This is a genomic window from Idiomarina sp. UBA4520, from assembly GCF_002388365.1.
Classification (GTDB): domain Bacteria; phylum Pseudomonadota; class Gammaproteobacteria; order Enterobacterales; family Alteromonadaceae; genus Idiomarina; species Idiomarina zobellii.
Window position 1 is genome coordinate 131,900 of the sequence record NZ_DGMK01000020.1, and the last position, 25,648, is coordinate 157,547.

Sequence of the window (25,648 nt, forward strand, 5' to 3'; positions counted from 1 at the left end):
AAAAAGCCACCGCAAGGTGGCTTTTTAGTAATGGGGAAGCAAATTGGGAGCTGCTATGCCTAAGAATCCGAAACCTCTGCAAGTGATGGGTATTCTTAATGTAACACCTGATTCATTTTCTGATGGTGGTCGTTATAACCAGCTAGACGAAGCGATAATTAGAGCCAGTCAGTTAATAGAGCATGGTGCTGATATTTTGGATATTGGCGGAGAGTCGACCCGGCCGGGTTCGGACGCAGTCAGTGAAGCTGAGGAGCTCGATCGAGTTATCCCCGTTATAGAAGCAATAAAGCAACGTTTTGACATACCGGTTTCCATTGACACGACGAAAGCGAAAGTCATGACTGAAAGTGTCAATGCAGGCGCTAGTTTAATTAACGATGTGAATGCACTGAGAGAGGAGGGCGCTGTTGAGGCCGCTGCTAAGGCTGGCGTTGAAGTTTGCCTTATGCATATGCAGGGGCAGCCTCGTACCATGCAAGAGTATCCACACTATGACGATGTTGTCTGCGATGTTAAACGCTTTTTTCAAGAGAGAGTCGATGTTTGTACGGAGGCAGGCATAGCGCGTGAGAAGATTTGGCTCGACCCTGGCTTTGGTTTTGGCAAAACACCTCGGCACAATTATCAACTATTACAACGACTGCAGGCATTTCATGAGTTGCAGCTGCCATTGCTCATCGGTTTGTCACGGAAAAGTATGATTGGTCATGTGACTGGACGAGACGTAAGTGAACGATTAGCCGGAAGTTTAGCCGGTGCAACCATTGCAGCAATGAAAGGAGCACGTATAATTCGCGTTCACGATGTAAAGGAAACGGTTGATGCGATGAAAGTCGTCGCGGCAACATTAGAAGGAGAGCACATTTGAGCGAGCGTAAGTATTTCGGCACTGACGGTGTCCGTGGCAGAGTTGGAGACTACCCCATAACCCCTGACTTTGCAGTGAAATTAGGCTGGGCCGCTGGTCGAGCCTTAGCCGCGAAAGGCGCAAGTCGGGTATTGGTAGGTAAAGATACTCGCGTGTCAGGCTATATGCTGGAATCAGCGCTTGAAGCGGGCTTGGCTGCTGCAGGTGTTGGCGTTGATTTTTTAGGGCCTATGCCAACCCCCGGAATTGCTTATTTAACAAGAACGTTCCGAGCTGCTGCAGGTATTGTGATTAGTGCTTCACATAACCCTTATTATGACAACGGTATCAAGTTCTTTGCCGACAATGGTCACAAACTGCCTGATGCTACTGAGCTCGAAATAGAGCGTCTTATTGATGAGCCGATGGACTGTGTTATTTCGGAAGAGCTTGGTCGTGCTCGTAGAATTAATGATGCAGCAGGTCGTTACATTGAGTTTTGTAAAAGCGTGTTCCCTAATGAGATGACCCTCGAAGGTCTGCATATTGTTGTTGACTGTGCCAACGGCGCAACCTATCACATTGCCCCTAATGTATTTCGGGAGTTAGGCGCAAAAGTGACTGAAATTGGTACAGACCCGAACGGTTTAAATATTAATCATGAGTGTGGTGCGACACACCTCGATTCGCTGCAAAAAGCGGTGATTAAAGAGAAAGCCGACTTAGGCATTGCTTTAGACGGTGATGGCGATCGCATTATGATGGTCACCGAAAATGGCCGTGCGGTTGATGGCGATGAAATTCTTTACATGTTAGCAGTGACTGCGCAGCAGCAAGGGCAATTGCAAGGTGGTATTGTCGGCACCTTAATGACTAATTTCGCTCTTGAACGTGAACTGAACAAGCGCAATATACCTTTTGTGAGAGCAAAAGTGGGCGACCGTTACGTTATTGAAGAACTCGTTAAGCGTGACTGGTATTTAGGCGGTGAGAACTCTGGGCATTTGATCAACCGTCAACACCATACAACAGGCGACGGTATTATCGCTGGTCTGCAAGTGTTAGCGGCTATGTATCAGGAAGGAAAGTCATTAGAGCAGCTTAGTTGCGACTTTAAGAAAATGCCTCAGGTACTGGTCAATGTTCGTTTTGAAAAGGGTCAACAGCCACTTGAGTCGTCGGCAGTGAAAAGTGTCGTTAAAGAAGTTGAGTCGGCTCTCGGTGATAAAGGCCGAGTGTTGTTGCGTAAGTCAGGTACCGAGCCGCTTATCCGAGTCATGGTAGAAGGCGAGGATGAGGGGAATGTGCGGGCTTATGCCCAACAAATCGCCAACGAAGTTGAAGCGGCTACAAATTAAACACTTAGCGGCTTTGCTGAAAATGTTGCTTGTATCTTTGAGCGGGTTTCGCTACTATTCCCGCGCTCTGAAGTAGAGGACAAATTATGCCAAATGCATCATTAGTGATTGCAAACTGGAAAATGAACGGAAATAAAGCGTTAGCCAAAGAAATGGTAACGTCTTTAAGAGATAACCATGAGCAGTTTCAGGCTGTTAATGTTGTCGTTTGTCCTCCTTTTACTCTCATCTCTGACTTAACGCGTGAATGTTATTACGACGATATTGCTGTCGGGGCGCAAACTGTATCAGAGCATGAAAGCGGCGCTTACACTGGAGAGGTATCAACGTCTCAGTTGAAAGAAGCAGGCGTTAGCTATGTGTTAGTTGGTCACTCAGAACGACGTCAGTTGTTTGCTGAGAGCGATGAGCAAATTAACCAGAAAGTAAAAGCGACATTGAGCGAGAATTTAAAAGCGGTTCTTTGTGTTGGTGAAAACAAATCACAAAGAGACGCTGGCGAAACCTGGGATGTGGTATCGCAGCAAGTGAAAAACGCATTGCAGGGTATCGCACCTGAAAGTACAGGAAAGATTATCGTTGCTTATGAACCTGTTTGGGCAATAGGAACAGGTGAAACAGCAACACCGGAACAGGCTCAGGAAGTGCATGAGAAATTAAGAGCACTGGTTGTCGAGCTGTTCGGTGAAATTGGCAATAAATTGCCATTGTTATATGGCGGTTCAGTTAAGCCAGGTAACGCAAAAGAACTGTTTTCACAAAAAGACATTGATGGTGGCCTGATAGGTGGTGCAAGTTTAAAAACTGACGACTTCCTAAGCATCTGCCAGGCAGCACAAGGGTAATTTAATTATGTATGAATTTTTAATGATCGCATTTTTGGTCGTTGCCATTATCCTGGTTGGATCTATCATGATTCAACAAGGTAAAGGTGCAGACATGGGCGCATCGTTTGGTGCAGGTGCATCAAACACGGTATTTGGTTCGTCAGGCTCAGGTAACTTTTTGAGCAGAACCACTGCTGTTTTGGCAGTTGTCTTCTTTGTTTTGAGCTTGGCTTTAGGTAACTTGTCGACTTCAACGGGTGAAGCAACGGATGATTTTTCTGACTTAGCCGTTCCAGAACAAGAAGAGCAGTTACCGCCTGCGGAAAATAACGAAGACGAATCGTCAGACGTACCGCCTGTTAACTAAAGAATTTGCAGAAGTGGTGGAATTGGTAGACACGCTACCTTGAGGGGGTAGTGCTCTTACGGGCGTGCGGGTTCAAGTCCCGCCTTCTGCACCAATTAATTTCTCTCTGATTGTTGCTTCAGAGCTTGAAAATAAAAGAAAAAAACGTATAATGTGCAACAAGTTTCGGACGCGGGGTGGAGCAGTCTGGTAGCTCGTCGGGCTCATAACCCGAAGGTCGTAGGTTCAAATCCTGCCCCCGCAACCAAATTCAATGAAGCAGGACATAGTAATAGGCTTCGTTGAATAACTGACAAAGGGTCCAGTGTTTAAAAAGCCCCGCAGCAGCTCGGGGCTTTTTGCTATGTGACCTTAGCTATCTTAAGATAGCCAGAACACTGGGCGCTTGCGCCCTTTTTTTGTTTTTAGGAGGCAGTAATTGGCAAATTTGCAAGAACGGTTGACGGACATTATTCGACCCGCAGTAGAGGCTCTGGAGTATGAGCTATGGGGTGTTGAGTTTGTTCGAGCGGGTAAATTTTCAACGTTGCGCGTCTACATTGATCACCCTGAAGGTATCAGTGTGGATGACTGTGCAGATGTGAGCTATCAGGTCAGTTCGTTATTAGATGTCGAAGACCCGATAAACGCTGAATATAACCTGGAAGTTTCTTCCCCGGGCATGGAAAGACCGTTTTTTAATACCGAGCAAATGGTGCCTTATATCAATGAAACTGTCGCTGTGAACCTAGTTGCAGCCCAGAAAAACAAAAGAAAATTTCAGGCATTATTGGAAGCAGTTGAAGACGACACACTGACTTTAACTGTCGATGACGATACGCTTCAGGTGAAAATGCGCGATATTAAAAGCATTCATCTGGTTCCAAGATTTGATTAGATTGCGTTGGCGAGGCAGCACTCATGAGTAAAGAAATACTGTTAGTCGCAGAAGCGGTTTCAAATGAAAAAGCCGTACCAAGAGAAAAGATTTTTGAAGCGTTAGAGTCAGCTCTGGCGCATGCGACTAAAAAGAAGTACGAAGGTGATATTGACGTTCGCATCGATATCGATCGTCAGACAGGCGAATTTGATACTTACCGTCGCTGGTTAGTGGTTGACGATACCGACGAAGGTTTGGAGCATCCGTACCGTGAAATTAGCTTGTCAGCAGCGCAATATGAAGACCCGTCGTTGCAATTAGGCGATTACGTTGAAGAGCAAATTGATTCAATTCAGTTTGATCGCATCACCACGCAAACGGCGAAGCAAGTTATTGTACAGAAGGTTCGTGAAGCGGAACGGGCACAAGTTGTTGACGAATATCGTGACCAAGTGGGCGAAATGGTGAGCGGTATCGTAAAGCGTGCTAACCGTGAGCATGTCATTCTGGATTTGGGTAACAACGCAGAAGCAATTATTTATCGTGATGAAATGCTGCCACGCGAGTCAGTTCGTCCTGGCGACCGTATTCGTGGTTTGCTTTATGACGTGAAGCCTGAAGCTCGTGGCGCTCAACTCTTTGTTAGCAGAACACACCCTGAGTTCTTGCTTGAGTTGTTCCGTATTGAAGTGCCTGAAATTGGCGAAGAAATGATAGAGCTTCGTGGCGCTGCACGCGACCCGGGTTCACGTGCTAAAATAGCTGTTAAAAGTAATGATAAGCGTATAGACCCTGTCGGGGCTTGTGTCGGCATGCGAGGAGCGCGCGTTCAAGCCGTATCAGGTGAGCTTGGTGGCGAACGAGTTGATATCGTTCTTTGGGACGACAACCCTGCACAGTTTGTTATCAACGCAATGGCGCCGGCAGAAGTTGCCTCTATTGTTGTTGATGAAGATGCTCACACTATGGATATCGCTGTGGCAGATGACAATCTGGCACAAGCTATCGGTAAAGGCGGTCAGAACGTTCGTTTGGCGAGTCAGCTTACTGGCTGGACACTGAACGTAATGACAGAAGAAGAGTTTACTGAGAAAAACGAAGCGGAAACACAACGCTTGTTAAACTTGTTTATCTCAAGCCTTGATATCGATGAAGATTTCGCAACAGTACTGGTTGAAGAAGGCTTTTCATCATTAGAAGAAGTTGCTTACGTGCCAGTTGCAGAATTCCTTGAAATAGAAGGCATGGATGAAGATATTGTTGAAGAGCTTCGCGGCCGTGCTCGCGCATACTTAACAACGAAAGCATTGGCTAATGAAGAGTCTTTAGAGTCGGCGGAGCCTGATGAAACCTTGTTAAACTTAGAAGGAATGGATCGTCACCTTGCCTATGTATTGGCGAGCAAAGGCGTAACCACTCTGGAAGAGTTAGCAGAGCAGGGTATTGATGACTTAGCCGATATTGAAGAACTTGATGAACAGCAGGCTGGCGATTTAATTATGAAAGCCCGCAATATTTGCTGGTTCAGTGAAGAACAGTAAAACGATCAGCGGAGGTACAACAGACTATGGAAGAAGTAACGCTCGAAAAGCTGGCCAAAGATGTCGGTACAACAGTTGATCGTCTGGTTCAGCAGTTCGCTGAAGCGGGCATGAACAAGAAAGCTGGCGACTCAGTTAATGAAGAAGAAAAGCAGAAGTTGCTGGCTCACCTAAACCGTCAACATGGCGGTGGCGGCAGCTCTGAACCCAGCAAAATGACATTAAAACGTAAAACGAAAAGCACATTGAGTGTGGGTGGCGGACGAGACTCGAAATCCGTTCAAGTTGAAGTTCGTAAAAAACGCACTTACGTTAAACGCTCAGCAGCAGACGAAGCCGAGCGTGAAGAACAAGAGCGCTTAGCAAAAGAGAAAGAAGCTGAAGAAGCGAAGCGTCGCGAAGAAGAGCAGAAGCGCGAAGAAGAGCAGCGTAAGGAAGCGGAAGCGAAGGCGAAAGCTGAACGCGAGAAAGCTGAAAAAGAAAAGGCTGAAAAGGAAAAAGCTCGTAAAGAGAAAGAAAAAGCACGCCAGAAGGCAGAAGCTGAAAAACGTGCAGCAATGACCCCTGAAGAGCGTGAAGCTGCTGACAAAGCGAAAGAAGAAGCTGAAAAGCTAAGACGTCAGCAGGAAGAAGAAGCCCGTAAAAAAGCGGAAAAAGAAGCGGAAGCGCAAGCGGAAGAAGCTCGTAAACTAGCAGAAGAAAACGCAAAACGCTGGGAAGAAGAAGAGCAGAAACGTAAGCAGCAAGAGCAGGAAGATGTGCACTTTACTACGTCTTCTACAGCTCAGGAAGCTGAAGACGCTCAAGACTTCGACGAAGAACGCAAAAGTCGCCGTCGTAATAAAAAACGTCGTCGTAAAGATGAAGAAAATGAAGATGCACCGCGCCGCGAGAAGCGTCGTAAAGGTGCTCGTAGAGGAGCTTCTTTGCAACAAGGCTTTAATAAACCCGCTCAACCTGTTGAGCGTGAAGTAAAAATTGGTGAGACCATTACAGTAGGTGAACTTGCAAACCGTATGGCGGTAAAAGCAGGTGACCTCATTAAGACCATGATGAAAATGGGCGAAATGGTCACTATTAACCAGATTCTGGACCAGGATACAGCCGCTCTGGTTGTTGAAGAGCTTGGTCATAAACCAGCGTTGGTTAAAGACAATGCGCTCGAAGAAGAAGTGCTGTCTGATCGCCACGAAGGTGGTGAAGAAGCGCCGCGCGCACCGGTTGTCACGGTGATGGGTCACGTCGACCATGGTAAAACCTCTTTGCTTGACCATATTCGTAAAGCGAAAGTGGCGTCTGGTGAGGCTGGTGGTATTACGCAGCATATTGGTGCTTACCATGTAGAGACTGATCAAGGCATGGTGACTTTCCTGGATACACCGGGACACGCAGCCTTTACATCGATGCGTGCACGTGGTGCCGGCGCAACTGACGTGGTTATTCTCGTTGTCGCAGCCGATGATGGTGTCATGCCGCAAACGAAAGAAGCTGTACAGCACGCGAAAGCGGCGGGTGTACCACTTATCGTTGCTATCAACAAAATGGATAAAGAAGAAGCTGATCCAGACCGTGTTAAGAACGAGTTGTCACAGTTGGACGTTATCCCTGAAGACTGGGGTGGTGACACTATGTTTATCCCGGTATCTGCTCACAGCGGCTTGGGTATTGATGAGCTTCTGGAGGGTATCTTACTTCAGTCTGAAGTACTTGACCTTAAAGCGGAAAAAACAGGCATGGCGTCAGGTATCGTGGTTGAATCGCGTCTTGACCGAGGTCGTGGTCCTGTAGCGACAATTCTTGTACAGCGTGGTTTGCTGAAGCAAGGTGACGTGGTTCTTTGTGGCTTGGAATACGGCAAAATTCGTGCGATGCGTGACGAAAATGGCCAGGAAATTAAAGAAGCAGGCCCGTCAATTCCAGTGGAAATACTGGGCCTGTCTGGTGTGCCTCAGGCCGGTGATGAAGCAACCGTTGTAAAAGACGAACGCAAAGCGCGCGAAGTAGCGAATTACCGCCAAGGCAAATACCGTGAAGTGAAGCTGGCTAAGCAGCAAAAAGCTAAGCTGGAAAACATGTTTGCGAACATGGAAGAAGGCGATGTTTCAGAGCTGAATATTGTTCTTAAGTCAGACGTTCAAGGTTCACTGGAGGCAATTTCTGATGCATTGACCAAGCTGTCTACCGATGAAGTGAAAGTGAATATTATCGGCAGCGGTGTTGGTGGTATCACCGAAACAGATATTTCTCTGGCGAGTGCCTCAAACGCTATCGTTGTTGGCTTTAACGTCCGTGCGGAAGCAGCGGCCAGAAAACTGGTAGAGCAGGAAAATGTTGACCTTCGTTATTACAGCGTCATTTATGACCTTATCGACGAAGTGAGAGCCGCCATGAGCGGTATGCTGCAACCAGAGTTCAAACAAGAAATTATTGGTCTTGCCGAAGTTCGTGATGTCTTTAAGTCGCCGAAGCTTGGTGCTATCGCCGGCTGTATGGTCACTGAAGGTATTGTGAAGCGTTCAGCGCCAATTCGTGTCTTGCGTGACAACGTCGTTATTTATGAAGGTGAGCTTGAATCACTGCGTCGCTTTAAAGATGACGTTCAGGAAGTTCGTAACGGTATGGAATGTGGTATCGGTGTTAAGAACTACAATGACGTTAAAGAAGGCGACCAAATCGAAGTCTTCGAGACGGTTCAAATTGAACGTAAGTTGTAAGGAAAGGTATGCCACAAGACTTTAGCCGCACCGAAAGAGTGCGGCATCAGTTACAACGTGAAATTGCACTTATCATACAGCGTGAGGTGAAAGATCCTCGCGTTAGTATGGTGACGGTTTCCGATGTAGAAGTATCAAGAGATTTAGCGTACGCCAAAGTATTCGTTACCTTTTTTAATGATGACGAAGCAGAAACCAAAACAGCGCTTAAAATTTTAAACCAGGCTGCTGGTTTTATTCGCTCGCTTTTGGGTAAGCGCATTAAAGCTCGTATTGTGCCGGAATTGAAGTTCCATCACGACACCTCATTAAACGAAGGCATTCGAATGAGTAAGTTAGTGGCGGAAGCTCGCGCACGCGACAATAAAAATCAGAACGATTCAGAGGACTAAGCAATGGGCAAAGCTCGTCCCCGCAAAGGGCGTCCTGTCTGTGGCGTAGTGTTTCTGGATAAACCGAAGGGCATGAGTTCAAACCATGCCCTTCAACGTGTTAAACGCCTCTACAACGCTCAAAAAGCTGGCCACACAGGTGCTCTTGACCCTTTAGCAACTGGTTTATTGCCTGTTTGCTTAGGGGAAGCCACTAAATTTTCTCAATACCTTCTGGATGCGGATAAAAGCTACAGGGTTGAAGCGACACTTGGTGTGCGTACAACAACGAGTGATGCTGAAGGCGAGGAAGTCGAACGAAAAGCGGTGAATATCACTGAAGATGATATTCGCGAAAAGCTGCCTGAGTTTACCGGTAAACAGCAACAATCTCCGTCAATATATTCGGCGCTGAAGCATGAAGGCCGGCCCCTGTATTATTACGCGCGTCGCGGTATTGAAGTCCCACAGAAAGTGCGTGAGATAACCATTCATTCTATAGAGTTTATCCAACTCAACGGAGATGTACTGGAGTTACAGGTCGGTTGCAGCAAAGGTACTTATATACGTACACTAGTCGATGATTTGGGTCAGGCACTAGGGTGTGGTGCGCATGTTTCATTACTACATAGAAATGGTGTGGCGGACTTAAATGCGGACAGTATGTTAACTGTAGACCAGCTGGAGCAATTAGCTGAAGCGGGAGAGCTGGACGCGCAGCTTCATTCTGTTGATTGTCTGCTACACGCTTTACCAGAGCAAAAAGTAAGTCGTGCTGAAGCACGAGACTTGCTCCACGGGCAGCCGGCAGATAATAGTTTAGACCGTGAGGTTGCTGTTGGTGATCAATGCCGTATGTGGTGTGAGCGCCTTGATGGTGGAAAAGAGTTTATCGGTGTCGGCGCTTTAAGAGATGATAACCGCTTTTGGCCAAAGCGTGTGTTAGCGCTTGAGTTCTGCGAGTTCTCGCTGGATGATTTGAAATAATCATTGATTTTGGGCACTGTCTCTATATAATACGCGCTTCTCCCGCCCCTGAATTAGTGATCGGAGGCGGATATTTCACATAATTAGGAGTTATTATGTCACTAACTGTTGAACAGAAAGCTGAAATCGTAAAAGAGTTTGGTCAAGGCGAGAACGACACAGGTTCTCCAGAAGTACAAATCGCTTTGTTGACAAAAAACTTGGCAGAGCTTCAAGACCACTTTAAATCGCACAAAAAAGACCACCACTCACGTCGTGGCTTATTACGCATGGTTAGCCGTCGCCGTAAATTGCTTGACTACCTTAAGCGTAAAGACGAAAAGCGTTATTTATCAGTTGTTGAGCGTTTAGGAATCCGTCGCTAAGACGCTGAGCAAAGCAAAAATTCTGTAAGAAAGGGCTGAATTGAAAGATTCAGCCCTTTTTTTGTGTTCTTTTTAGTCTTATGGGTCTTAATTTTGTCACAATTCCCTTATACTATGCGGCGAGACAAATAAAGAGAGAAGACGAACATCAATCCGGATGTTCTATATTTATTAGGTAAAGGAAAGACAACGTGAATCCAATTACGAAACAATTTCAATACGGTCAGCATACAGTCACTTTAGAAACTGGCGTTATTGCACGTCAGGCCACTGGCTCCGTATTGGTCAGTATGGATGACACAACAGTTCTGGTAACTGTTGTTGCAAAAAAAGACGTCCGTGAAGGACAAAGCTTTTTCCCGCTGACAGTTAACTATCAAGAAAAAACTTACGCAGCAGGTAAAATTCCGGGTGGCTTCTTCAAACGCGAAGGTCGTCCAAGTGAAAACGAGACGCTGACATCGCGTCTTATCGACCGTCCAATCCGTCCTTTATTCCCTGAAGGCTTCATGAACGAAGTTCAGGTGGTTGCTACGGTTGTTTCAGTTAACCCACAAATTAACCCTGATATTGTTGCACTAATAGGCGCATCAGCTGCGCTGTCAATTTCAGGTGTACCATTCGCAGGCCCAATCGGTGCTGCGCGTGTTGGTGTAGTAAACGATGAATATGTATTGAACCCAACCATGGATGAGCTAGAGCAGTCTAAGCTCGATCTTGTGGTTGCAGGTACAGAAAACGCAGTATTAATGGTTGAGTCTGAAGCCGAGCTGCTGTCAGAAGACCAAATGCTGGGCGCTGTCATGTACGGCCATGAAGCCATGCAGGACGTTATCAAAGCCATTGAAGAATTTACTGCAGAAGCGGGTAAAGAAAAGTGGGACTGGAAAGCGCCTGAGAAAAACGAAACCTTACAGCAGAAAGTTCGTGAATTGGCTGAACAAGGTATTGGTGAAGCTTACCGCATTACTGACAAAGCCGAACGTAAAGGCAAGCTTGACGAAGTTAAACAGCAGATGGCTGAAAAGCTAACTGCAGAAGATGAAAATGCTGACTTAGAAGAAGCCGGCGACATCTTCCATGACCTTGAAAGTGATATTGTTCGTAGCCGTATCATTGCGGGCGAAAAGCGTATCGATGGTCGTGACCCAGACATGGTTCGTGCTATTAGTGCGGCGACAGGCGTGTTACCGCGCACTCACGGCTCTTCATTGTTTACTCGTGGTGAAACTCAGGCCCTGGTTACTGCAACTTTAGGTACTGACCGCGACGCTCAGATGATCGACGAGCTTACCGGTACTAATACCAGCCGCTTCATGCTGCATTACAACTTCCCTCCATACTGTGTTGGCGAAACTGGCATGATGGGCTCACCTAAGCGTCGTGAGATTGGTCATGGCCGCTTAGCTAAACGCGGTATTCAGGCAGTTATGCCAAGCCACGATGAATTCCCTTACACCATTCGTGTGGTGTCAGAAATTACTGAATCTAATGGTTCAAGTTCAATGGCGTCAGTTTGTGGTTCGTCATTGGCACTGATGGATGCGGGTGTTCCTATTAAATCGTCTGTAGCGGGTATCGCTATGGGTTTGGTAAAAGAAGGCGACAAGCATGTCGTTCTTTCAGATATCCTGGGTGACGAAGATCACTTAGGCGATATGGACTTTAAAGTAGCAGGTAATAACGACGGCATTACTGCGCTGCAAATGGACATCAAAATCGACGGTATCACTCGCGATATCATGGAAAGTGCACTGGCACAGGCTAAGTCAGCTCGTTTACACATCCTGAAAGTGATGGACGAGGCTATTGGTGGTCACCGCCAAGAGCTATCTGCTTATGCGCCACGCTTTACCACCATCAAAATTGATCAGGACAAGATCAAAGATGTCATCGGTAAAGGCGGTGCGGTTATCCGTGAACTCACTGAGTCGACTAATACCAACATCGAAATTGGTGACGACGGCACTATTAAAGTAGCTGCTAGTGACCAGGCTGATGCCGACGCCGCTATTGAGAAAATCAAGCAGCTGACGGCTAATGTTGAAGTTGGCAAGATTTACCAAGGTAAAGTAGCACGCATCGTAGACTTCGGTGCCTTTGTTACTGTGCTGCCGGGTAAAGATGGTCTTGTTCATATTTCTCAAATCGCTGAAGAGCGTGTAAATGACGTTAACGAATACTTGAAAGTTGGCGATGTAGTGCCGGTTAAAGTATTGGAAATTGACCGTCAGGGCCGTGTTCGTCTAAGCATGAAAGAAGCGGTTGAGAAAAAAGAAGAGGCTAACGACACAGCAAGTGACGAAAGCAAAGCTTCTGAAGAGAACTCAACAGAAGAATAATCTTCGATATACGAGAAAGCCCCGCAGTTTTAGCGGGGCTTTTTTTTGCCTGAAAGGCGCTGAATGTGCTGTAATGTAGGTTATCGTTAAATTAAAGGTACTATTATGCAGTTGGTTCGTTCCCATGCCATTCTTGGTTTTGCTATTGCTTCGATGTTTTTGTCTGGCTGTGCCTCGTTAACGGGACAGCAGCCTTCTGCAATAAGCCAAATAGTGCTTGCTGAGCCTGAGCGTGCAGAGTTCCGTTATGAAATTGAACTTGCACGGCTTGACCAAATTCTCACGGAAGACTTAAGCACTGAACAACGCGCTGAGCTTTATTACCGCCGAGGAGCGTTATATGACGCTGTAGGCCTTAGCACATTAGCGAGAATGGATTTCACTCGAGCCCTTGAATACAACCCACGGCTTGCTGACGCATACAATTTTCTTGGTATCCAATATACTCAATTGCAAGAGTTTGATTACGCTTATGAAGCTTTTGACTCAGCGATAGAGCTTGAGCCTAAGCACAACTACGCGTATTTGAATCGAGGTATCGCGGAATATTATGACTCGCGCTTTGAGCTTTCTAAAGAAGACCTGGAATATCACTTAGAGCGTGAGCCGTCTGATCCCTATCGAGTTATTTGGTTATATCTCACCAGTGTTGATATCAACAATGAACAAGCGAAAAAAGCACTCAGTGAAAACGTTCGTGAGCTGGACAAGTCGGAGTGGGGGTATCAGATAGTACAGCTGTTTCTTGGCAATCTGGACGTGGATGAGTTTAGAAAACGCATGACTCAGCAATTGGGTGAAGACGAACAGTTAACGGAACGGCTATGTGAAGCTTATTTCTACTTGGGTAAGTATATGCAGCTGAACAATAAGCCGCTGGATGCCATGAACTACTTTAAGCTGGCTCTTTCAACAAACGTATATGAATTTGTTGAGCACCGTTATGCGTCGGTAGAGCTAGACAGAGTTCGGCGGTCGCTTATTAATCGATGATAAACAAGTCGCTTATTGCTTTCATTGCTCTGTTATTTGGCAGCATTGGTCATCAGCACCTGACAAGCATTCAAGAGCGTTTTCTTCATGCTGAAAGTGGCGATATTCATGCTCAATTTGAGCTTGCTGATGCATACTGGCAGCAAGGTCAGAAAACGTCAGCCTATTATTGGTGGGAGAGAGCTGCGAATAGCGGCAGCGTTAAATCAATTAACCGCCTAATGACGCACTTCCCACAGAATTCCGATAAATGGCTGAAGCTGGCTGCAGATGCTGGAATCTCCTCAGCAATAAATGAAGTGGCCAAACGGCAGCTTGTCAGTTCAAGCTTTTCTTTAGAGGGCTGGGTGGCACGTTGGCAACATGAGCAGACGACTTGGCTTGAAAAGCAATTCGACCTATTGAACTCTTTTGAAAATAACCCTCAGTGCCAAACAACCTTGACCGTTATTGGTCACAATCACTCGCAAAAATCTGGCTACCTCAAAGTGTTGAGCGCATTGGAGGAAAGTGCTTTCGAAGTAAATTGGTGTTCTCAATGGGTTGTCGACTCAGAGCTCGAGTGCACTTTACAAGGGGAAAGGGAACGCGCGAGTTGTAGCGCAACCGAATCGGCTGACTATGAAATTATTTTCGCTGAATCGGGTATTGCCAGTGCTTCTGACCGACAAATTGTTTTAACCGAACATAGCTCCAGAGCCGTTATTCTTCATGAAGTTGCTCACTGGTTAGGGTTGGCAGACGAGTATCCTATGTCGGAAGTTTTGGCGGAGAGCTTCTGTCAGGGGCTGTACCTGCATAAAAGCTTAAATATTGTGATTACCGACGCCAGTAACAATAAGCTCTATGAACGTGATATAAAGGCTCTTTACGAGCGTCTTCCATGGAAGAACAGTTTGGGCTCATGGCGAGATATAGCGCAGCATAATGGTAGTTATTGGGTGTTAGGCTCGGATGACAAGCAGCACGACATTGGCTTATTTAAAGCCGATACCTGTAATGCTGAAGCGCGGTTTCAGGCGTGGAAGCCCGTGAAGGAAACTACCGCTATGGAGCAGCATGCAACAGAATACTGGCCTGAAATTTACTTGCAGCTAATAGAGTCTCAAAGCGAAACGGCTAATTGAGCCAAGATAATAACTGGACAAAATGTTGCCATAAACCACAGCAAAGAGCGCAGTTTGTCATAGTTAGCTAAGTAAGTAATGTGGTAGAGCACCCGTAACACGATAAACGCAATGGCAAGGAACTCAATGCGCTCAGTGACAGTGTTTGTCGCTATTGCTGCGAGCAATGCTACTGCGTATAAAGGGAATGCTTCATAAGCGTTATAGTGTCCTGCAACGGCGCGTGCTCCGCGACCAATGAGGCGTTGCTGCTGGGCTCTTGGGTGTTTATTATCGTAACCGTTATCGCGGTTTTGGAAATAAACAACAGGGGCTTTGGCTAGAATTGGTAGCAGCCCGGCAATGAGTAGACACCATAATAGTAAGCTCACAAAGCACTCCTGTTGTTTTTAGTCAATTAACGTACTGTTTCACCTGCAGCTTGCAAGTCTGCATGATAAGAAGAACGCACTAATGGGCCACTGGCAATGTGTGAAAAGCCCATTTCTACACCGGCTACTCGTAGCTCTTCAAATTCATCCGGGTGGACGTAGCGAGCGACTGGCAAGTGATGACGACTTGGCTGAAGGTACTGACCAATAGTCAGCATATCAACATCATGCGCTCTCAAGTCGCGCATAACCTCAAGTATTTCTTCTTTGGTTTCACCCAAACCAACCATCAAGCCAGACTTGGTTCGAATATCAGGGCGTGCTTCTTTGTATTTCTTCAACAAGTCCAACGACCACTGATAGTTGGCACCAGGGCGTGCTGCTTTGTATAGGCGTGGCACGGTTTCCAGGTTATGGTTGAAAACATCGGGCGCTTCTTCTTTAAGAATATCCAAAGCCACCTGCATACGGCCACGGAAGTCAGGCACTAACACTTCAACCTGAATATCACCATTACAATGGTGGCGAATTTCACGAATACAGTCAGCAAAGTGCTGAGCACCGCCATCGCGTAAGTCATCACGGTCGACTGAGGTAATGACTACGTATTTCACTTTCATGTCGCGAATGGTTTTGCCTAGCTTCTCTGGCTCTTCCGCGTCAGGAGGTAAAGGACGACCATGAGCAACGTCACAGAAAGGGCAGCGGCGAGTACATATATCACCGAGAATCATGAAACTTGCAGTCCCATGATTAAAGCATTCTGGTAAGTTTGGACATGACGCTTCCTCACAAACAGAATGCAGTCCATGGCTACGCATGGCTTGTTTTATCTCATCAATTCGCTCGGTTGAAGAGGGAAGCTTCACTTTCAACCATGAGGGCTTACGCAACATTTCATCGCGCTCGGTTGGAATAACCTGCACGGGAATAAGTGCCATTTTGTCGGCGTCGCGCATTTTGACGCCAGGTTCAACTCTAACTGGCTTTGACATAATCTTGAGCGAGTCCTGTTTGTTGAAGAATGTTGCTGTACGACAGCGCATCAGTAAAGTGATTGATGATAGCATTGGCTGCTTCATCAAAGGCTTGCGGGCCATTCATGTCTTTTGTTTGGACCATTTTAATGCCGGTTAAACCACAAGGGTTAATTCGCGCAAACGGCTCCATATCCATATTAACATTCAGTGCAAGACCGTGAAACGAGCAGCCCTTGCGAATACGTAAACCTAAAGAGCACACCTTGTCTCCGCTAACATAGACTCCAGGTGCATCGCGCCTTGCGGCTGCTTCTACCTGGTAGTCGGCGAGCATATCAACAACGGTTTGTTCTATGCGGTTGACTAACTGTCTAACACCGTATTTTAAACGGCGAATGTCTAACAGGAAGTAGATAACGACTTGACCCGGACCGTGGTAGGTCACCTGACCACCACGATCGACTTGTATAACGGGAATATTTCCGGGGGCGAGAAGGTGTTCTTCCTTACCTGCTTGCCCCTGGGTAAAGACAGGATCGTGCTCAACCACCCAGAGTTCATCGGCAGTGGTTTCATCACGTTTGTCTGTAAACGCTTGCATAGCATGCCATACAGGTTCGTATGGTTGCCTGCCAAGGTTACGTATAATAAGAGTATCGTTCATGCCGCAATTATAACGTTTGTAAAGCTTAACGGCTAGTCGTTACATCAAAGTACGTAGCGAACGTCATCAATATCGGACAGTGAGCGGTACAGTACTTCAATGTGTTCCTGACTTTCCACACGGACGGAAACTGAAACAGAATGATAATTCCCCTTGCTGCTCGGTTTTACAGATGGAGTGTAATCTCCTGGGGCATGCTCCTGGAGTACGGCTACTACTTGATCTGGCAAGCTCTCAGTAGCGACGCCCATCACTTTAAACGTGAAGCGCGTCGGAAAGTCTACCAGTTTATCAAAGCGCGTTTTTTGCATGACTTAAACCTTTATTCTTCACTAAACTGTTGCTTAATATAGTCCATGATTTTTTTGAAAAAGCCGCCTTCCTCAACCGCTTGTAAGGTAACTAATGGGAATGATGCAACATCTTCGCCATTAAGCTGTAAATATACAGTGCCGACTTTCTGACCTTTGCTTAGTGGTGCTTGTAGCTTTTGGTCCAATTCGAAGTTAGCTTTTAACTCGTCTTTTTGACCACGCGGTAAAGTAACAACCACATCTTCGCTAATACCAAGCGGTACTTCATCAATGTCGCCGCCCCAAATTCGATGCGCGACAAAGCTCTCACCGGCCTCATACGCTTTTACGGTTTCGTAGTAACGGAAGCCGTAGTTCAGAAGCTTTTTGCTTTCTACTTTGCGTGCTTGTTCGCTATTGGTTCCCATTACAACTGCGATAAGACGGGTTCCGTCTTCTACCGCAGAAGAGACCAGACTGTAACCTGCTTCATTCGTATGGCCAGTCTTAATGCCGTCTACGTTTAAGCTTCTGTCCCAAAGTAAAGAGTTGCGGTTATATTGCTTAATATTGTTAAACGTAAATGATTTCTGTGCGTATAACTCGTATTCTTCTGGCGTTTCTTCAATTAACGCACTCGCCAGGGTTGCCATGTCTCTTGCTGACACATACTGGTCCGGGTCTGGTAACCCATGGCTGTTTGCAAAATGACTGTTCGACATACCTAGCTGCTGAGCGTAGTTGTTCATAAGGTCAGCAAATGCGTCTTCACTACCAGCAATGTGTTCCGCCATTGCTACACAGGCGTCGTTTCCTGAGGAAATGATAATACCTTTGTTTAACTGCTCTACAGAAATTTGCTTACCGACTTCTATAAACATTTTGGACGACTCTGGGAAGTTCTTCGCCCAGGCATTTTCACTGATTGTGACCTGATCATTCGGGGAAATACGACCCGAAAGAATTTCTTTACCAATGATGTAGCTTGTCATCATTTTTGTCAGGCTGGCTGGCGGCAAACTTTCGTCCGCATTGCCTTGAGCCAATACTTTGCCCGTTGTGTGATCAATTAAAATATAAGCTTTTGCATTAACAGACGGTGCATTTGGCACTAGCGACTGGGCAGCTGCAAAGCTAGCTGTACTAAAGGTAATGGCAACGATAGCAAAAAAACGACAAATCTTTTTCATTGGAATTATCTTATTAGTCAGTGTGAAACAAAATGTGAAACACGAGTTTTAAATAGTGCTGGATTATATCAGTTCTGAGCTGTTCCGTCAGGCGCAGCAGCACTGTTTTGCAGTGCTTTTACACGAAACGCCTTTGGGTAGCCATTGGCTCGGACTTGCTCGAGCAAATCATGGCTTTCATGCTCAGGCACTGGCCCTAATACTAATTTGTATAGACCATTATTTTGTTCAGTAGTTGCAATTTCTTTAAACTGTGTCGGTAAATGGTCTTTTATCTGCGACAGGCGTTGTTTATCCGAGGAAGCCACGAGTTGAATGTGATAGGACGATGCTTTAGCTTGCTCACCGGCACTAGCGAGCGGTGTTTCCAGGTTGATGGCTTCGACTCGCACAGGGGCGGTGCCGGAATCCAGCATGTCGAGTTTATAAGCCGCCGCAAACGATAAATCAATAACACGTTCGGGATGGAAAGGACCGCGGTCATTGACTCTGACAATGACACTGCGGTTGTTGGTTAAGTTGGTCACTTTGACATAAGTGGGCAAAGGCAACCGAGTATGAGCAGCTGTCATACTGTACATATCGTAATATTCACCGTTCGATGTCAGGTGACCATGAAACTTGTTGCCATACCAAGAGGCATAGCCTTCTTCAGCAAACCCCTGAGCGCTATCCATAACCTGATATTGCCTACCAAAAACCTCATAGTCCCGATTACCTTGAGGACTGTGCGGCTCCGGTACAGGCACCGCATTTCGAAGCTCGGCTTGTGTTGGAAGCCGGGTTGGGGCGCTGTCGTGATGCTGACTGTATCGCCCTGAAGGCGAAGAGCTACACCCGGCAACCAGAATTACTATTAACGAGCTGAAGAGTAACTTATTGGCGCGCATTGCGAAGCTGTTCACTAAATTGGTAAACCGCCATAGCGTAAAGAGGGCTATGGTTATAGCGAGTAATGACATAAAAGTTATCGTACCCTAGCCAATACTCTGCAGACTCTTCCGTTTCAAACTCAAAGACACGGACGTTTGTTTCCGGGCTTACTGCTTCATGATTTGGTAAATCAAACCCCTTATCAACCAGCTCCTTGCGAGACGTGTTTGGCTTCATACCTTCACTGGCTACTGTTGACCAGTTGCCATCATCACTAAGCGGTTGAGCAACGGGTTGTCCGGCTTGCCATTTATGCTTGGCAAAGTAATTTGCAACACTGCCTATTGCATCGACTGGGTTGGTTAATAAGTTGCGTTCACCGTCGCCGTCAAAGTCAACTGCGTAATAACGGTAACTGGACGAAATAAACTGACCATAACCCATTGCGCCGGCATAAGAACCTTTGGCTGAGTTAATATCCCAGCCTTCTTCAGAAGCCAGTTGGAAAAACTCACCAAGCTCCGAACGAAAGAATTTGGCCCGAGGAGGATAATGAAAACCCAGAGTATATAAAGAGTCCAGTACGGAGTATTTCCCCATGTAGTTACCGTAAAAGGTTTCTACGCCAATAATAGCGACAATAATTTGCGCCGGAACGCCATACTTTTGCTCTGCTTTTTGCAGGGTAGCTTCGTGTTTTTTCCAAAACTTCAAACCGGCTTTGAGTCGCTTCTCGGTTAAAAATATTGGGTAATACTGATACCAGGGTTTTGCTTCCCAGGGGCGCTGAATGGCCTCAAGAACATCGTCGTTTACCTTAGCTTTTGCCAGCCATTGCTTTAGTTGGGTTTTATCTAAATTGTGTTGCTGAGCCTGCTCTTCAATAAACTCATCGACACTTGGAATGTTGTCTTGTGCTGCCAGACTCATGCTTAAAATAGATAACGCAATACCTGCTAATAAACGCATAACCTGCCTCTTGTTTTAATTATTAATGATGAGCCTATGGTGAGTGGCTATCGACATTAATATGCCAAAGCCTGCCATTAGCGTCACCATTGAGGTGCCACCGTAACTAATTAACGGTAATGGTACCCCAACAACGGGTAAGAGTCCTGAAACCATACCAATATTTACAAAAACATACACAAAGAAGGTAAGCGTTATAGAGCCTGCTAATAACTTGCTGAATATATCCTGAGCACGCATAGCGAGGATAAGCCCGCGCAAAATAACAAAGCCGTAGAGAGCTAAGAGTAAAACGACACCTGTCAGGCCGAACTCCTCACTGAATACTGAAAAGATAAAGTCGGTGTGTCGCTCGGGAAGAAACTCGAGCTGTGACTGCGTTCCCTGCAGCCATCCTTTACCGTCAATTCCGCCAGAGCCTATTGCTATCTGTGACTGAATAATATGATAACCGCTCCCCAGAGGATCACGCTCCGGATTTAAAAAGGTCAGGACACGTTCACGCTGGTAGTCATGCATGAGATAAAACCAGAGTACCGGAGCAAAAGCCGCAGCGGCAACGCCGGCGGTCATCACCAACCGCCAACTGAGACCGGCCAGAAAAATGGCAAAAAGGCCTGCACTGGCAACAATTAAAGAGGTCCCCAAATCGGGTTGTTTAGCTATTAGTAGGGTGGGAACCAATACCAGAATGAGACCACCAAACAAGTGTGTCAAAGTGGGGGGGATTTGCCGTCTATCCATATACCAGGCAAGCATTAACGGCATTGCCAGTTTCATAATTTCTGAAGGTTGTATCGTTACGGGGCCAACATCGAGCCAGCGCTGTGCACCTTTGCCCATTTCTCCAAAAGCAAGAACGGCAACGAGTAGAAGCACAGCAGCAATAAATAATGGAACCGCCAGGCGGCTTAATGCCCGGGGCGGAATTTGCGCCAGAACGAAAAGGACAACGAAAGACGCCAGAATTCGAATAGATTGGCGTTGCATCATGGCCATGTCCTGGCCTGACGCACTAAAAATTACGAACAAGCTGACAACAGAAAGGGCAACAAGAGCCAGAAACAATGGTCCGTCAATGTGAATTTTTTTCAGCAGCGGGTTCCGCTGTCTCTCTTCAGTTGTCAGCATTATGATTTGCCTGATCGTTGTCGTTTATCATGTAACGTGAATGCCATTCATCGAGCATTCTCCGCGCAACGGGAGCTGCAACACTACCGCCACCGCCGAGTGAGTTTTCAATAGCAACAACAATAGTCACTTTAGGGTCAGTTGCGGGGGCGTAGCCGACATACATGGCGTTATCGCGATAGCGCTCTGCGATGTCTTTTGCGTTATATTCTTCGTCTTCTCCGAGGCTTCGAACCTGCGCCGTACCTGTTTTCCCGGCTGAGCTGTATTCAGCGTCTTTAAAGGCTGAACGGGCGGTACCGGTGTCATCCATATTGACCATTTTCATGGCGTTTTTAATGACTGTCCAGTTCGACGTATTGTTAAGCTCTATCGGTTTATTATGAGTAATTAATGCTTCGGACACTTGCCCTTCGTCTATGGTGCCGCGCAGCAAGCGGGGAATGACGTACTCACCTTCATTGGCGACAATAGCTGTAGCAACCGCTAGCTGCATGGGCGTTGCGGTCCAGTAACTTTGGCCAATTCCGACAGATAATGTTTCACCGGCATACCATGGCTGGCCAAAACGGGCTCTTTTCCAACCGCGAGACGGCATGAGGGCAGGCACTTCTTCGTGAATATCGAGCCCGGTAATCTCTCCAAAGCCAAATTTAGTCATAAAATCTGACATTTTATCGATGCCTAACTTCAGTGACATATCATAGTAGAAGGTATCGCAGCTTTCGGTTATGGCCGTGGTAACATCAACCCAGCCGTGACCCCAGGCCAGCCAATCTCGATAGCGTCTATCCACACCTTTAATTTCAAACCAGCCCGGATCCCAAATTCGGGTATCTTTGGTAATAGTACCGTCCTCAAGACCTAATAATGCAATTTGTGGCTTTACCGTGGAGGCAGGAGGGTAAGCTCCTTGAGTCGCACGGTTTAATAAAGGGCTGTTTTTTGAGGTTAATAAAGAGCGATACTGTTTAACAGAAATACCATTGACGAACCAGTTAGGGTTGTAACTTGGAGTGCTTGCCATAGCTAGTATTCCACCAGTTTCATTGTCCATGAGAACAATAGAGCCTCGATTTTCTCCCAGTAGTTCAACCGCTTTTTTCTGTAGTTCAATATCGAGTTCAAGAATAACATCAATACCAGGCTCGGGCGCCTCAGTACTTAACGTGCGAACAGCTCGTCCGCGGTTATTGACCTCAACACTCTGGAAACCGACCGTGCCGTGTAGTTGTTTTTCATAATATTTCTCAATGCCCAGTTTGCCGATGGTTCGGCTGGCAGCATAATTTGCAAGCTCCCCTTGCTCTTTAAGGCGGTTAACGTCTTGCTGATTAATTTTTGCGACGTAACCAACGGCATGAGTCAACAAGTCTGCATACGGGTAACTTCGAATAAGTCGGGCTTCCAGGCTAACCCCGGGGAATTTATGTTGGTGTGCGGCGAAAATTGCCAGGTCTGTTTCACTGACGTTATCCAGAAGCGGGACATTATTAAAGCGACGTTGACTCTTTAGGTTTTGTTCGAACTGTTGGAGCACATCATCTGAAAAGCCCAGTAAACTTTGTAATTGCGAAAGTGTTGCATTGAGATCATTGACTTCTTCCGGGGTCACATCAATGCTGTATATGGGTTTGTTCTCAGCCAGAAGAACGCCATTTCTGTCGTAAATAAGCCCTCGATTAGGGGCTAAAGGCACAAGCTTTATGCGGTTGTCGTTAGAGCGGGTTTGCAGTTCGTTGTGCTCACTGACTTGCAAGTGGAACATGTTGGAAGCCAACAGCACAAAGACGGCCACAACAATAACGATAGCTACCATCGCACGGCGGGCAAAAATAGCAGATTCGGCTTCGTGATCACGTATGGTTGTGCGCTGGCGCATTATTATCGTTATTATTCTCTGTGATAAGGGTGATTATTATTCAAACTCCATGCCCGGTAAAGGCTTTCCGCAACAATTAATCGAACCATTGGGTGCGGCAAAGTTAAATTCGATAACGACCAACGCTGCTCTGCCAATGACAGACATTCATCTGATAAACCTTCAGGACCACCAACCAGCAACGTAACATCGCGACCATCCATTTGCCAGGCCGAGAGTTGCTTTGCCAGCTTAGGTGTGTCCCAGGCTTTTCCGTTAACTTCTAGTGTAATGACTTTATTGCCTTTGGGGATAGCCTGAATAAGCGCCTTGCCTTCTTCTTGCATTATTCGATTCACATCGGCCTTTTTGGTGCGTTTGTGAGCCGCAATTTCGGTCAAAACAAGCTTACAGTCATTTGGGAAACGCTTCTGGTATTGGTCAAAACCTTCTTTTACCCAGGTTGGCATTTTGGTGCCAACCGCAAGTAATTGAATGTGCACTTACTGACCCCAAAGTTTTTCTAATTGGTAAAAGTCGCGGATGGTTTCCTGCATAACATGTAAAACCACATCACCCAGGTCAACTAAGACCCATTCCGACTGCTCACCACCTTCAATTCCAATAGGTGGGAAGCCAGCATGCTTGGCTTCCGTTGCCAGGTACTCGGCAATGCTCTTAACGTGTGTTTTAGAGCTACCCGAGCAAATGACCATAAAATCAGCAACGTCGGTTTTATCGTGCACATCAAGAACTTGTATGTCACGAGCTTTTATATCTTCAATTTTATCAATGACAAAATCGCGTAATTCTTCTGCCTGCAAAGGAGGGTCTCCATTCGATTTTAAGTTTTGTTTCAACCGCTAAGTTTAACAGATTATCGCGGCTCTGTTCAGCTACAAATACAGTTTGTTTTCTTTAATGTACTTGTAAACAGATTCAGGAATTGGCGGCGACGCAGGGCGTTTGTGTAACTGTTCGCGAAGTTCGGTTGCGGAAATGTCGATAAGAGGAGTTTGGGCAATATAAAGCTTGCCGTTTTTGGCACTTTCTAAGTCGCTCGGTTGGTTAACTCTGTGTTGAGCTATAAAAGTTTCAAGCTCGTTACCTTGTGGCGCGAAAGGTACACCACTGCGAGGCATCACTACGATATGCGCATATTGAACGATTTCCCGCCATTTGTGCCAACGATTCAGGCTCATCAGCGAGTCCATTCCCATAACAAAAACAAGTGTATCGTTAGGAAAGCGTTCAGAAAGCTCAGCGAGTGTGGCTGCAGTATAGGAAGGGCGTGATTGTTGTAACTCCCAGTCTTCAGCTTCAAAACCGGGATAGTCTTTGCAAGCAAGCTTAACCATGTCGAGTCTCTGTTCAGCTGAAGCTTCTGGCTGCGTACGATGTGGGGGAGTAGCACTAGGCATAAACGCAAGCCGGTCTATTCCGAGTTCTTTCATCAGTGCGCTGGATGTTTTTAAATGACCGTTATGGATAGGGTCAAAAGTGCCACCGAAGAATGCCCGAATCATAGTGAAATAAAAGAACGTTCAGTCTGAAATGGTTGAGAGAAAGTGTTTAAATACTCGGTAGTGTTTAAGTGGTTCGTGCCTTGCTGGCAAAGCAGCCCGAGCAAATGAACAGTTAATATTAGCGGAGATTCACCGCTGTCCTGTTTTAATGCCATTTCTAAGCGTTCGATTAGGTAGTGTAACTGATGCAAAGCGTCTATAGACAAAGACTCTGCGCGCTTCATATAGCCAGGTTGTTGGTTGGACCAAATCATATTACGGCGAAAAACAGCAGAGACATCAAGGTTGTTACCACTGTTTTTAAGGGTAGTCAGCAGTTGCACTTCTCTTTGCAAAATCCAGGCAAAACGGTGAAAGTCGTTTTCTTCATCAAGTAAACGCGTAAGTCTGTGCAGAGCTTCTTTATAATTACCGGCCTGAATACTTTCTTGTAAGGCGAATACATTAAAGCGGCTGGAATCACTGCTGGCATCGGTCAGAAAATCTTGAGTGATAATGCCCGAGTCACTGAGCAGTTGCCATTTACGAAGTTCCTGATCGAGTGCTAGTAGATTCCCCTCGAACCAATCAGACAATAACTCAGGAACACCGTTTGCTAGCTGTAACTGGTATTTTTGAGCTCGCTTATGAATAAAGGCGGGGAGTCGGCCTTTATCGGGGCTTTGCGTTCTTATTAAAGGCCCATGCTGAGATAACGACTTAAACCAACGACTGTTTTGATGTTCTTTTTTTAAATAACTGCCAATAACCACAAGAGTATGGTTTTCCGGAAGCTGGCTTGCATAGCTGTGTAAAGCGTTTGAGCCCTCTTTACCGGGTTTGTTTTCAGGGAGTTCGAGTTCGATGAGTGTGTTGCTACCGAACAAACTCATTGACTGTTCAAGCTCACTGAGTTGCTTCCAGTCAAAGTCTTTTGATTGTATCCAATGGTACTTTTCAGCGTCCTGACCAAAGTGCTGGCGGATAGAATCTATGGCATCCATGCGCAGCAGTAAGTCATCGCCGAACAGCAGCAGTACGGGAGGAACGCCCGAGCGTTCAAGGTACTGGTTGAGTTGTTCGGGATACAAGGTCTGCACTTAACGCTCC

At 46.3% G+C, this 25,648-nt stretch carries 26 protein-coding genes and 2 tRNA genes; 15 read left to right on the forward strand and 13 right to left on the reverse strand.

Features of this window, described 5'->3' with window-relative positions; genetic code table 11:
• Positions 1-55: 55 nt before the first annotated feature.
• From folP to B3850_RS08995, 15 genes are all read left to right on the forward strand, one after another.
• On the forward strand, positions 56-871 hold the full coding sequence (gene folP / locus B3850_RS08925) for a dihydropteroate synthase (protein WP_286827912.1): 816 nt from the start codon (positions 56-58) through the stop codon (positions 869-871).
• Positions 868-2,208, forward strand: coding sequence for a phosphoglucosamine mutase (gene glmM / locus B3850_RS08930; RefSeq protein WP_286827913.1), 1,341 nt, complete (start codon positions 868-870; stop codon positions 2,206-2,208). Before folP ends, glmM begins: the two co-directional genes overlap by 4 nt.
• Before the next feature lie 86 nt (positions 2,209-2,294).
• Complete coding sequence (gene tpiA, locus B3850_RS08935) at positions 2,295-3,053, forward strand: triose-phosphate isomerase (RefSeq protein WP_273267817.1); 759 nt, start codon at positions 2,295-2,297, stop codon at positions 3,051-3,053.
• A gap of 7 nt (positions 3,054-3,060) precedes the next feature.
• On the forward strand, positions 3,061-3,402 hold the full coding sequence (secG, locus tag B3850_RS08940) for a preprotein translocase subunit SecG (protein WP_058579413.1): 342 nt from the start codon (positions 3,061-3,063) through the stop codon (positions 3,400-3,402).
• Between the two features lie 7 nt (positions 3,403-3,409).
• Positions 3,410-3,496: transfer RNA gene (locus tag B3850_RS08945), tRNA-Leu, on the forward strand.
• A 76-nt stretch (positions 3,497-3,572) separates the two neighbouring features.
• Positions 3,573-3,649: transfer RNA gene (locus tag B3850_RS08950), tRNA-Met, on the forward strand.
• A gap of 171 nt (positions 3,650-3,820) precedes the next feature.
• Complete coding sequence (gene rimP / locus B3850_RS08955; protein ID WP_053952815.1) at positions 3,821-4,279, forward strand: ribosome maturation factor RimP; 459 nt, start codon at positions 3,821-3,823, stop codon at positions 4,277-4,279.
• Between the two features lie 23 nt (positions 4,280-4,302).
• Positions 4,303-5,802, forward strand: coding sequence for a transcription termination factor NusA (nusA, locus tag B3850_RS08960; protein WP_053952814.1), 1,500 nt, complete (start codon positions 4,303-4,305; stop codon positions 5,800-5,802).
• 26 nt (positions 5,803-5,828) lie between these two features.
• Positions 5,829-8,516: a translation initiation factor IF-2 gene (infB, locus tag B3850_RS08965; RefSeq protein WP_053952813.1), complete on the forward strand. Its 2,688-nt coding sequence runs from the start codon at positions 5,829-5,831 to the stop codon at positions 8,514-8,516.
• A gap of 8 nt (positions 8,517-8,524) precedes the next feature.
• Entirely contained in the window at positions 8,525-8,908 is a 384-nt protein-coding gene (gene rbfA, locus B3850_RS08970; RefSeq protein WP_053952812.1) for a 30S ribosome-binding factor RbfA, read from the forward strand.
• 3 nt (positions 8,909-8,911) lie between these two features.
• Entirely contained in the window at positions 8,912-9,874 is a 963-nt protein-coding gene (gene truB / locus B3850_RS08975; RefSeq protein WP_286911661.1) for a tRNA pseudouridine(55) synthase TruB, read from the forward strand.
• A 95-nt stretch (positions 9,875-9,969) separates the two neighbouring features.
• On the forward strand, positions 9,970-10,239 hold the full coding sequence (gene rpsO / locus B3850_RS08980; RefSeq protein ID WP_053952810.1) for a 30S ribosomal protein S15: 270 nt from the start codon (positions 9,970-9,972) through the stop codon (positions 10,237-10,239).
• Positions 10,240-10,430: 191 nt separating this feature from the next.
• Positions 10,431-12,581 (forward strand): polyribonucleotide nucleotidyltransferase, encoded by a 2,151-nt coding sequence (gene pnp / locus B3850_RS08985; RefSeq protein WP_053952809.1) that lies wholly within the window; start codon positions 10,431-10,433, stop codon positions 12,579-12,581.
• A gap of 105 nt (positions 12,582-12,686) precedes the next feature.
• Complete coding sequence (nlpI, locus tag B3850_RS08990) at positions 12,687-13,574, forward strand: lipoprotein NlpI (RefSeq protein WP_286874910.1); 888 nt, start codon at positions 12,687-12,689, stop codon at positions 13,572-13,574.
• A complete protein-coding gene (locus B3850_RS08995) occupies positions 13,571-14,701 on the forward strand; it encodes a peptidase (RefSeq protein ID WP_286874909.1) in 1,131 nt (376 codons plus the stop codon). Before nlpI ends, B3850_RS08995 begins: the two co-directional genes overlap by 4 nt.
• Here the strand turns inward: B3850_RS08995 and B3850_RS09000 are convergent.
• From B3850_RS09000 to holA, 13 genes are all read right to left on the reverse strand, one after another.
• Entirely contained in the window at positions 14,680-15,072 is a 393-nt protein-coding gene (locus B3850_RS09000; protein ID WP_053952806.1) for an MAPEG family protein, read from the reverse strand. The genes B3850_RS08995 and B3850_RS09000 overlap by 22 nt on opposite strands.
• Positions 15,073-15,098: 26 nt before the next feature.
• Positions 15,099-16,067: a lipoyl synthase gene (gene lipA, locus B3850_RS09005; protein ID WP_053952805.1), complete on the reverse strand. Its 969-nt coding sequence runs from the start codon at positions 16,065-16,067 to the stop codon at positions 15,099-15,101.
• Positions 16,051-16,716, reverse strand: coding sequence for a lipoyl(octanoyl) transferase LipB (lipB, locus tag B3850_RS09010; protein ID WP_286874903.1), 666 nt, complete (start codon positions 16,714-16,716; stop codon positions 16,051-16,053). Before lipB ends, lipA begins: the two co-directional genes overlap by 17 nt.
• Before the next feature lie 44 nt (positions 16,717-16,760).
• Positions 16,761-17,027, reverse strand: coding sequence for a DUF493 family protein YbeD (gene ybeD / locus B3850_RS09015; protein WP_053952803.1), 267 nt, complete (start codon positions 17,025-17,027; stop codon positions 16,761-16,763).
• 11 nt (positions 17,028-17,038) lie between these two features.
• Positions 17,039-18,199, reverse strand: a complete 1,161-nt coding sequence (locus B3850_RS09020; protein ID WP_053952802.1) for a D-alanyl-D-alanine carboxypeptidase family protein — start codon at positions 18,197-18,199, stop codon at positions 17,039-17,041.
• 68 nt (positions 18,200-18,267) lie between these two features.
• Positions 18,268-19,089: a septal ring lytic transglycosylase RlpA family protein gene (locus B3850_RS09025; RefSeq protein WP_286874899.1), complete on the reverse strand. Its 822-nt coding sequence runs from the start codon at positions 19,087-19,089 to the stop codon at positions 18,268-18,270.
• The gene (gene mltB, locus B3850_RS09030) at positions 19,076-20,041 is read right to left on the reverse strand and encodes a lytic murein transglycosylase B (RefSeq protein WP_286874897.1); all 966 of its coding nucleotides are present in this window, start codon (positions 20,039-20,041) and stop codon (positions 19,076-19,078) included. Before mltB ends, B3850_RS09025 begins: the two co-directional genes overlap by 14 nt.
• 15 nt (positions 20,042-20,056) lie before the next feature.
• The gene (gene rodA, locus B3850_RS09035) at positions 20,057-21,172 is read right to left on the reverse strand and encodes a rod shape-determining protein RodA (protein WP_058579404.1); all 1,116 of its coding nucleotides are present in this window, start codon (positions 21,170-21,172) and stop codon (positions 20,057-20,059) included.
• Positions 21,159-23,054 (reverse strand): penicillin-binding protein 2, encoded by a 1,896-nt coding sequence (mrdA, locus tag B3850_RS09040; protein ID WP_286874896.1) that lies wholly within the window; start codon positions 23,052-23,054, stop codon positions 21,159-21,161. The genes rodA and mrdA overlap by 14 nt, the downstream gene beginning before the upstream one ends.
• An 11-nt stretch (positions 23,055-23,065) precedes the next feature.
• Positions 23,066-23,536, reverse strand: a complete 471-nt coding sequence (gene rlmH, locus B3850_RS09045; protein ID WP_053952797.1) for a 23S rRNA (pseudouridine(1915)-N(3))-methyltransferase RlmH — start codon at positions 23,534-23,536, stop codon at positions 23,066-23,068.
• The gene (gene rsfS, locus B3850_RS09050; protein WP_053952796.1) at positions 23,537-23,857 is read right to left on the reverse strand and encodes a ribosome silencing factor; all 321 of its coding nucleotides are present in this window, start codon (positions 23,855-23,857) and stop codon (positions 23,537-23,539) included.
• 72 nt (positions 23,858-23,929) lie between these two features.
• A complete protein-coding gene (gene nadD, locus B3850_RS09055) occupies positions 23,930-24,559 on the reverse strand; it encodes a nicotinate-nucleotide adenylyltransferase (RefSeq protein ID WP_286874894.1) in 630 nt (209 codons plus the stop codon).
• Complete coding sequence (gene holA, locus B3850_RS09060; RefSeq protein ID WP_286911662.1) at positions 24,556-25,638, reverse strand: DNA polymerase III subunit delta; 1,083 nt, start codon at positions 25,636-25,638, stop codon at positions 24,556-24,558. The genes nadD and holA overlap by 4 nt, the downstream gene beginning before the upstream one ends.
• Positions 25,639-25,648 lie beyond the last annotated feature (10 nt).

What these genes read in the sequence shown, in the direction of transcription:
- rpsO (WP_053952810.1), top strand. Translation starts at nt 9,970, where the DNA reads ATGTCACTAACTGTTGAACAGAAAGCTGAAATCGTAAAAGAGTTTGGT.
- ybeD (WP_053952803.1), bottom strand. Translation starts at nt 17,027, where the DNA reads ATGCAAAAAACGCGCTTTGATAAACTGGTAGACTTTCCGACGCGCTTC.
- lipB (WP_286874903.1), bottom strand. Translation starts at nt 16,716, where the DNA reads ATGAACGATACTCTTATTATACGTAACCTTGGCAGGCAACCATACGAA.
- mltB (WP_286874897.1), bottom strand. Translation starts at nt 20,041, where the DNA reads ATGCGTTTATTAGCAGGTATTGCGTTATCTATTTTAAGCATGAGTCTG.
- B3850_RS09020 (WP_053952802.1), bottom strand. Translation starts at nt 18,199, where the DNA reads ATGAAAAAGATTTGTCGTTTTTTTGCTATCGTTGCCATTACCTTTAGT.
- B3850_RS09025 (WP_286874899.1), bottom strand. Translation starts at nt 19,089, where the DNA reads ATGCGCGCCAATAAGTTACTCTTCAGCTCGTTAATAGTAATTCTGGTT.
- nusA (WP_053952814.1), top strand. Translation starts at nt 4,303, where the DNA reads ATGAGTAAAGAAATACTGTTAGTCGCAGAAGCGGTTTCAAATGAAAAA.
- B3850_RS08995 (WP_286874909.1), top strand. Translation starts at nt 13,571, where the DNA reads ATGATAAACAAGTCGCTTATTGCTTTCATTGCTCTGTTATTTGGCAGC.
- nlpI (WP_286874910.1), top strand. Translation starts at nt 12,687, where the DNA reads ATGCAGTTGGTTCGTTCCCATGCCATTCTTGGTTTTGCTATTGCTTCG.
- truB (WP_286911661.1), top strand. Translation starts at nt 8,912, where the DNA reads ATGGGCAAAGCTCGTCCCCGCAAAGGGCGTCCTGTCTGTGGCGTAGTG.
- rbfA (WP_053952812.1), top strand. Translation starts at nt 8,525, where the DNA reads ATGCCACAAGACTTTAGCCGCACCGAAAGAGTGCGGCATCAGTTACAA.
- rodA (WP_058579404.1), bottom strand. Translation starts at nt 21,172, where the DNA reads ATGCTGACAACTGAAGAGAGACAGCGGAACCCGCTGCTGAAAAAAATT.
- secG (WP_058579413.1), top strand. Translation starts at nt 3,061, where the DNA reads ATGTATGAATTTTTAATGATCGCATTTTTGGTCGTTGCCATTATCCTG.
- mrdA (WP_286874896.1), bottom strand. Translation starts at nt 23,054, where the DNA reads ATGCGCCAGCGCACAACCATACGTGATCACGAAGCCGAATCTGCTATT.
- tpiA (WP_273267817.1), top strand. Translation starts at nt 2,295, where the DNA reads ATGCCAAATGCATCATTAGTGATTGCAAACTGGAAAATGAACGGAAAT.
- folP (WP_286827912.1), top strand. Translation starts at nt 56, where the DNA reads ATGCCTAAGAATCCGAAACCTCTGCAAGTGATGGGTATTCTTAATGTA.
- infB (WP_053952813.1), top strand. Translation starts at nt 5,829, where the DNA reads ATGGAAGAAGTAACGCTCGAAAAGCTGGCCAAAGATGTCGGTACAACA.
- nadD (WP_286874894.1), bottom strand. Translation starts at nt 24,559, where the DNA reads ATGATTCGGGCATTCTTCGGTGGCACTTTTGACCCTATCCATAACGGT.
- lipA (WP_053952805.1), bottom strand. Translation starts at nt 16,067, where the DNA reads ATGTCAAAGCCAGTTAGAGTTGAACCTGGCGTCAAAATGCGCGACGCC.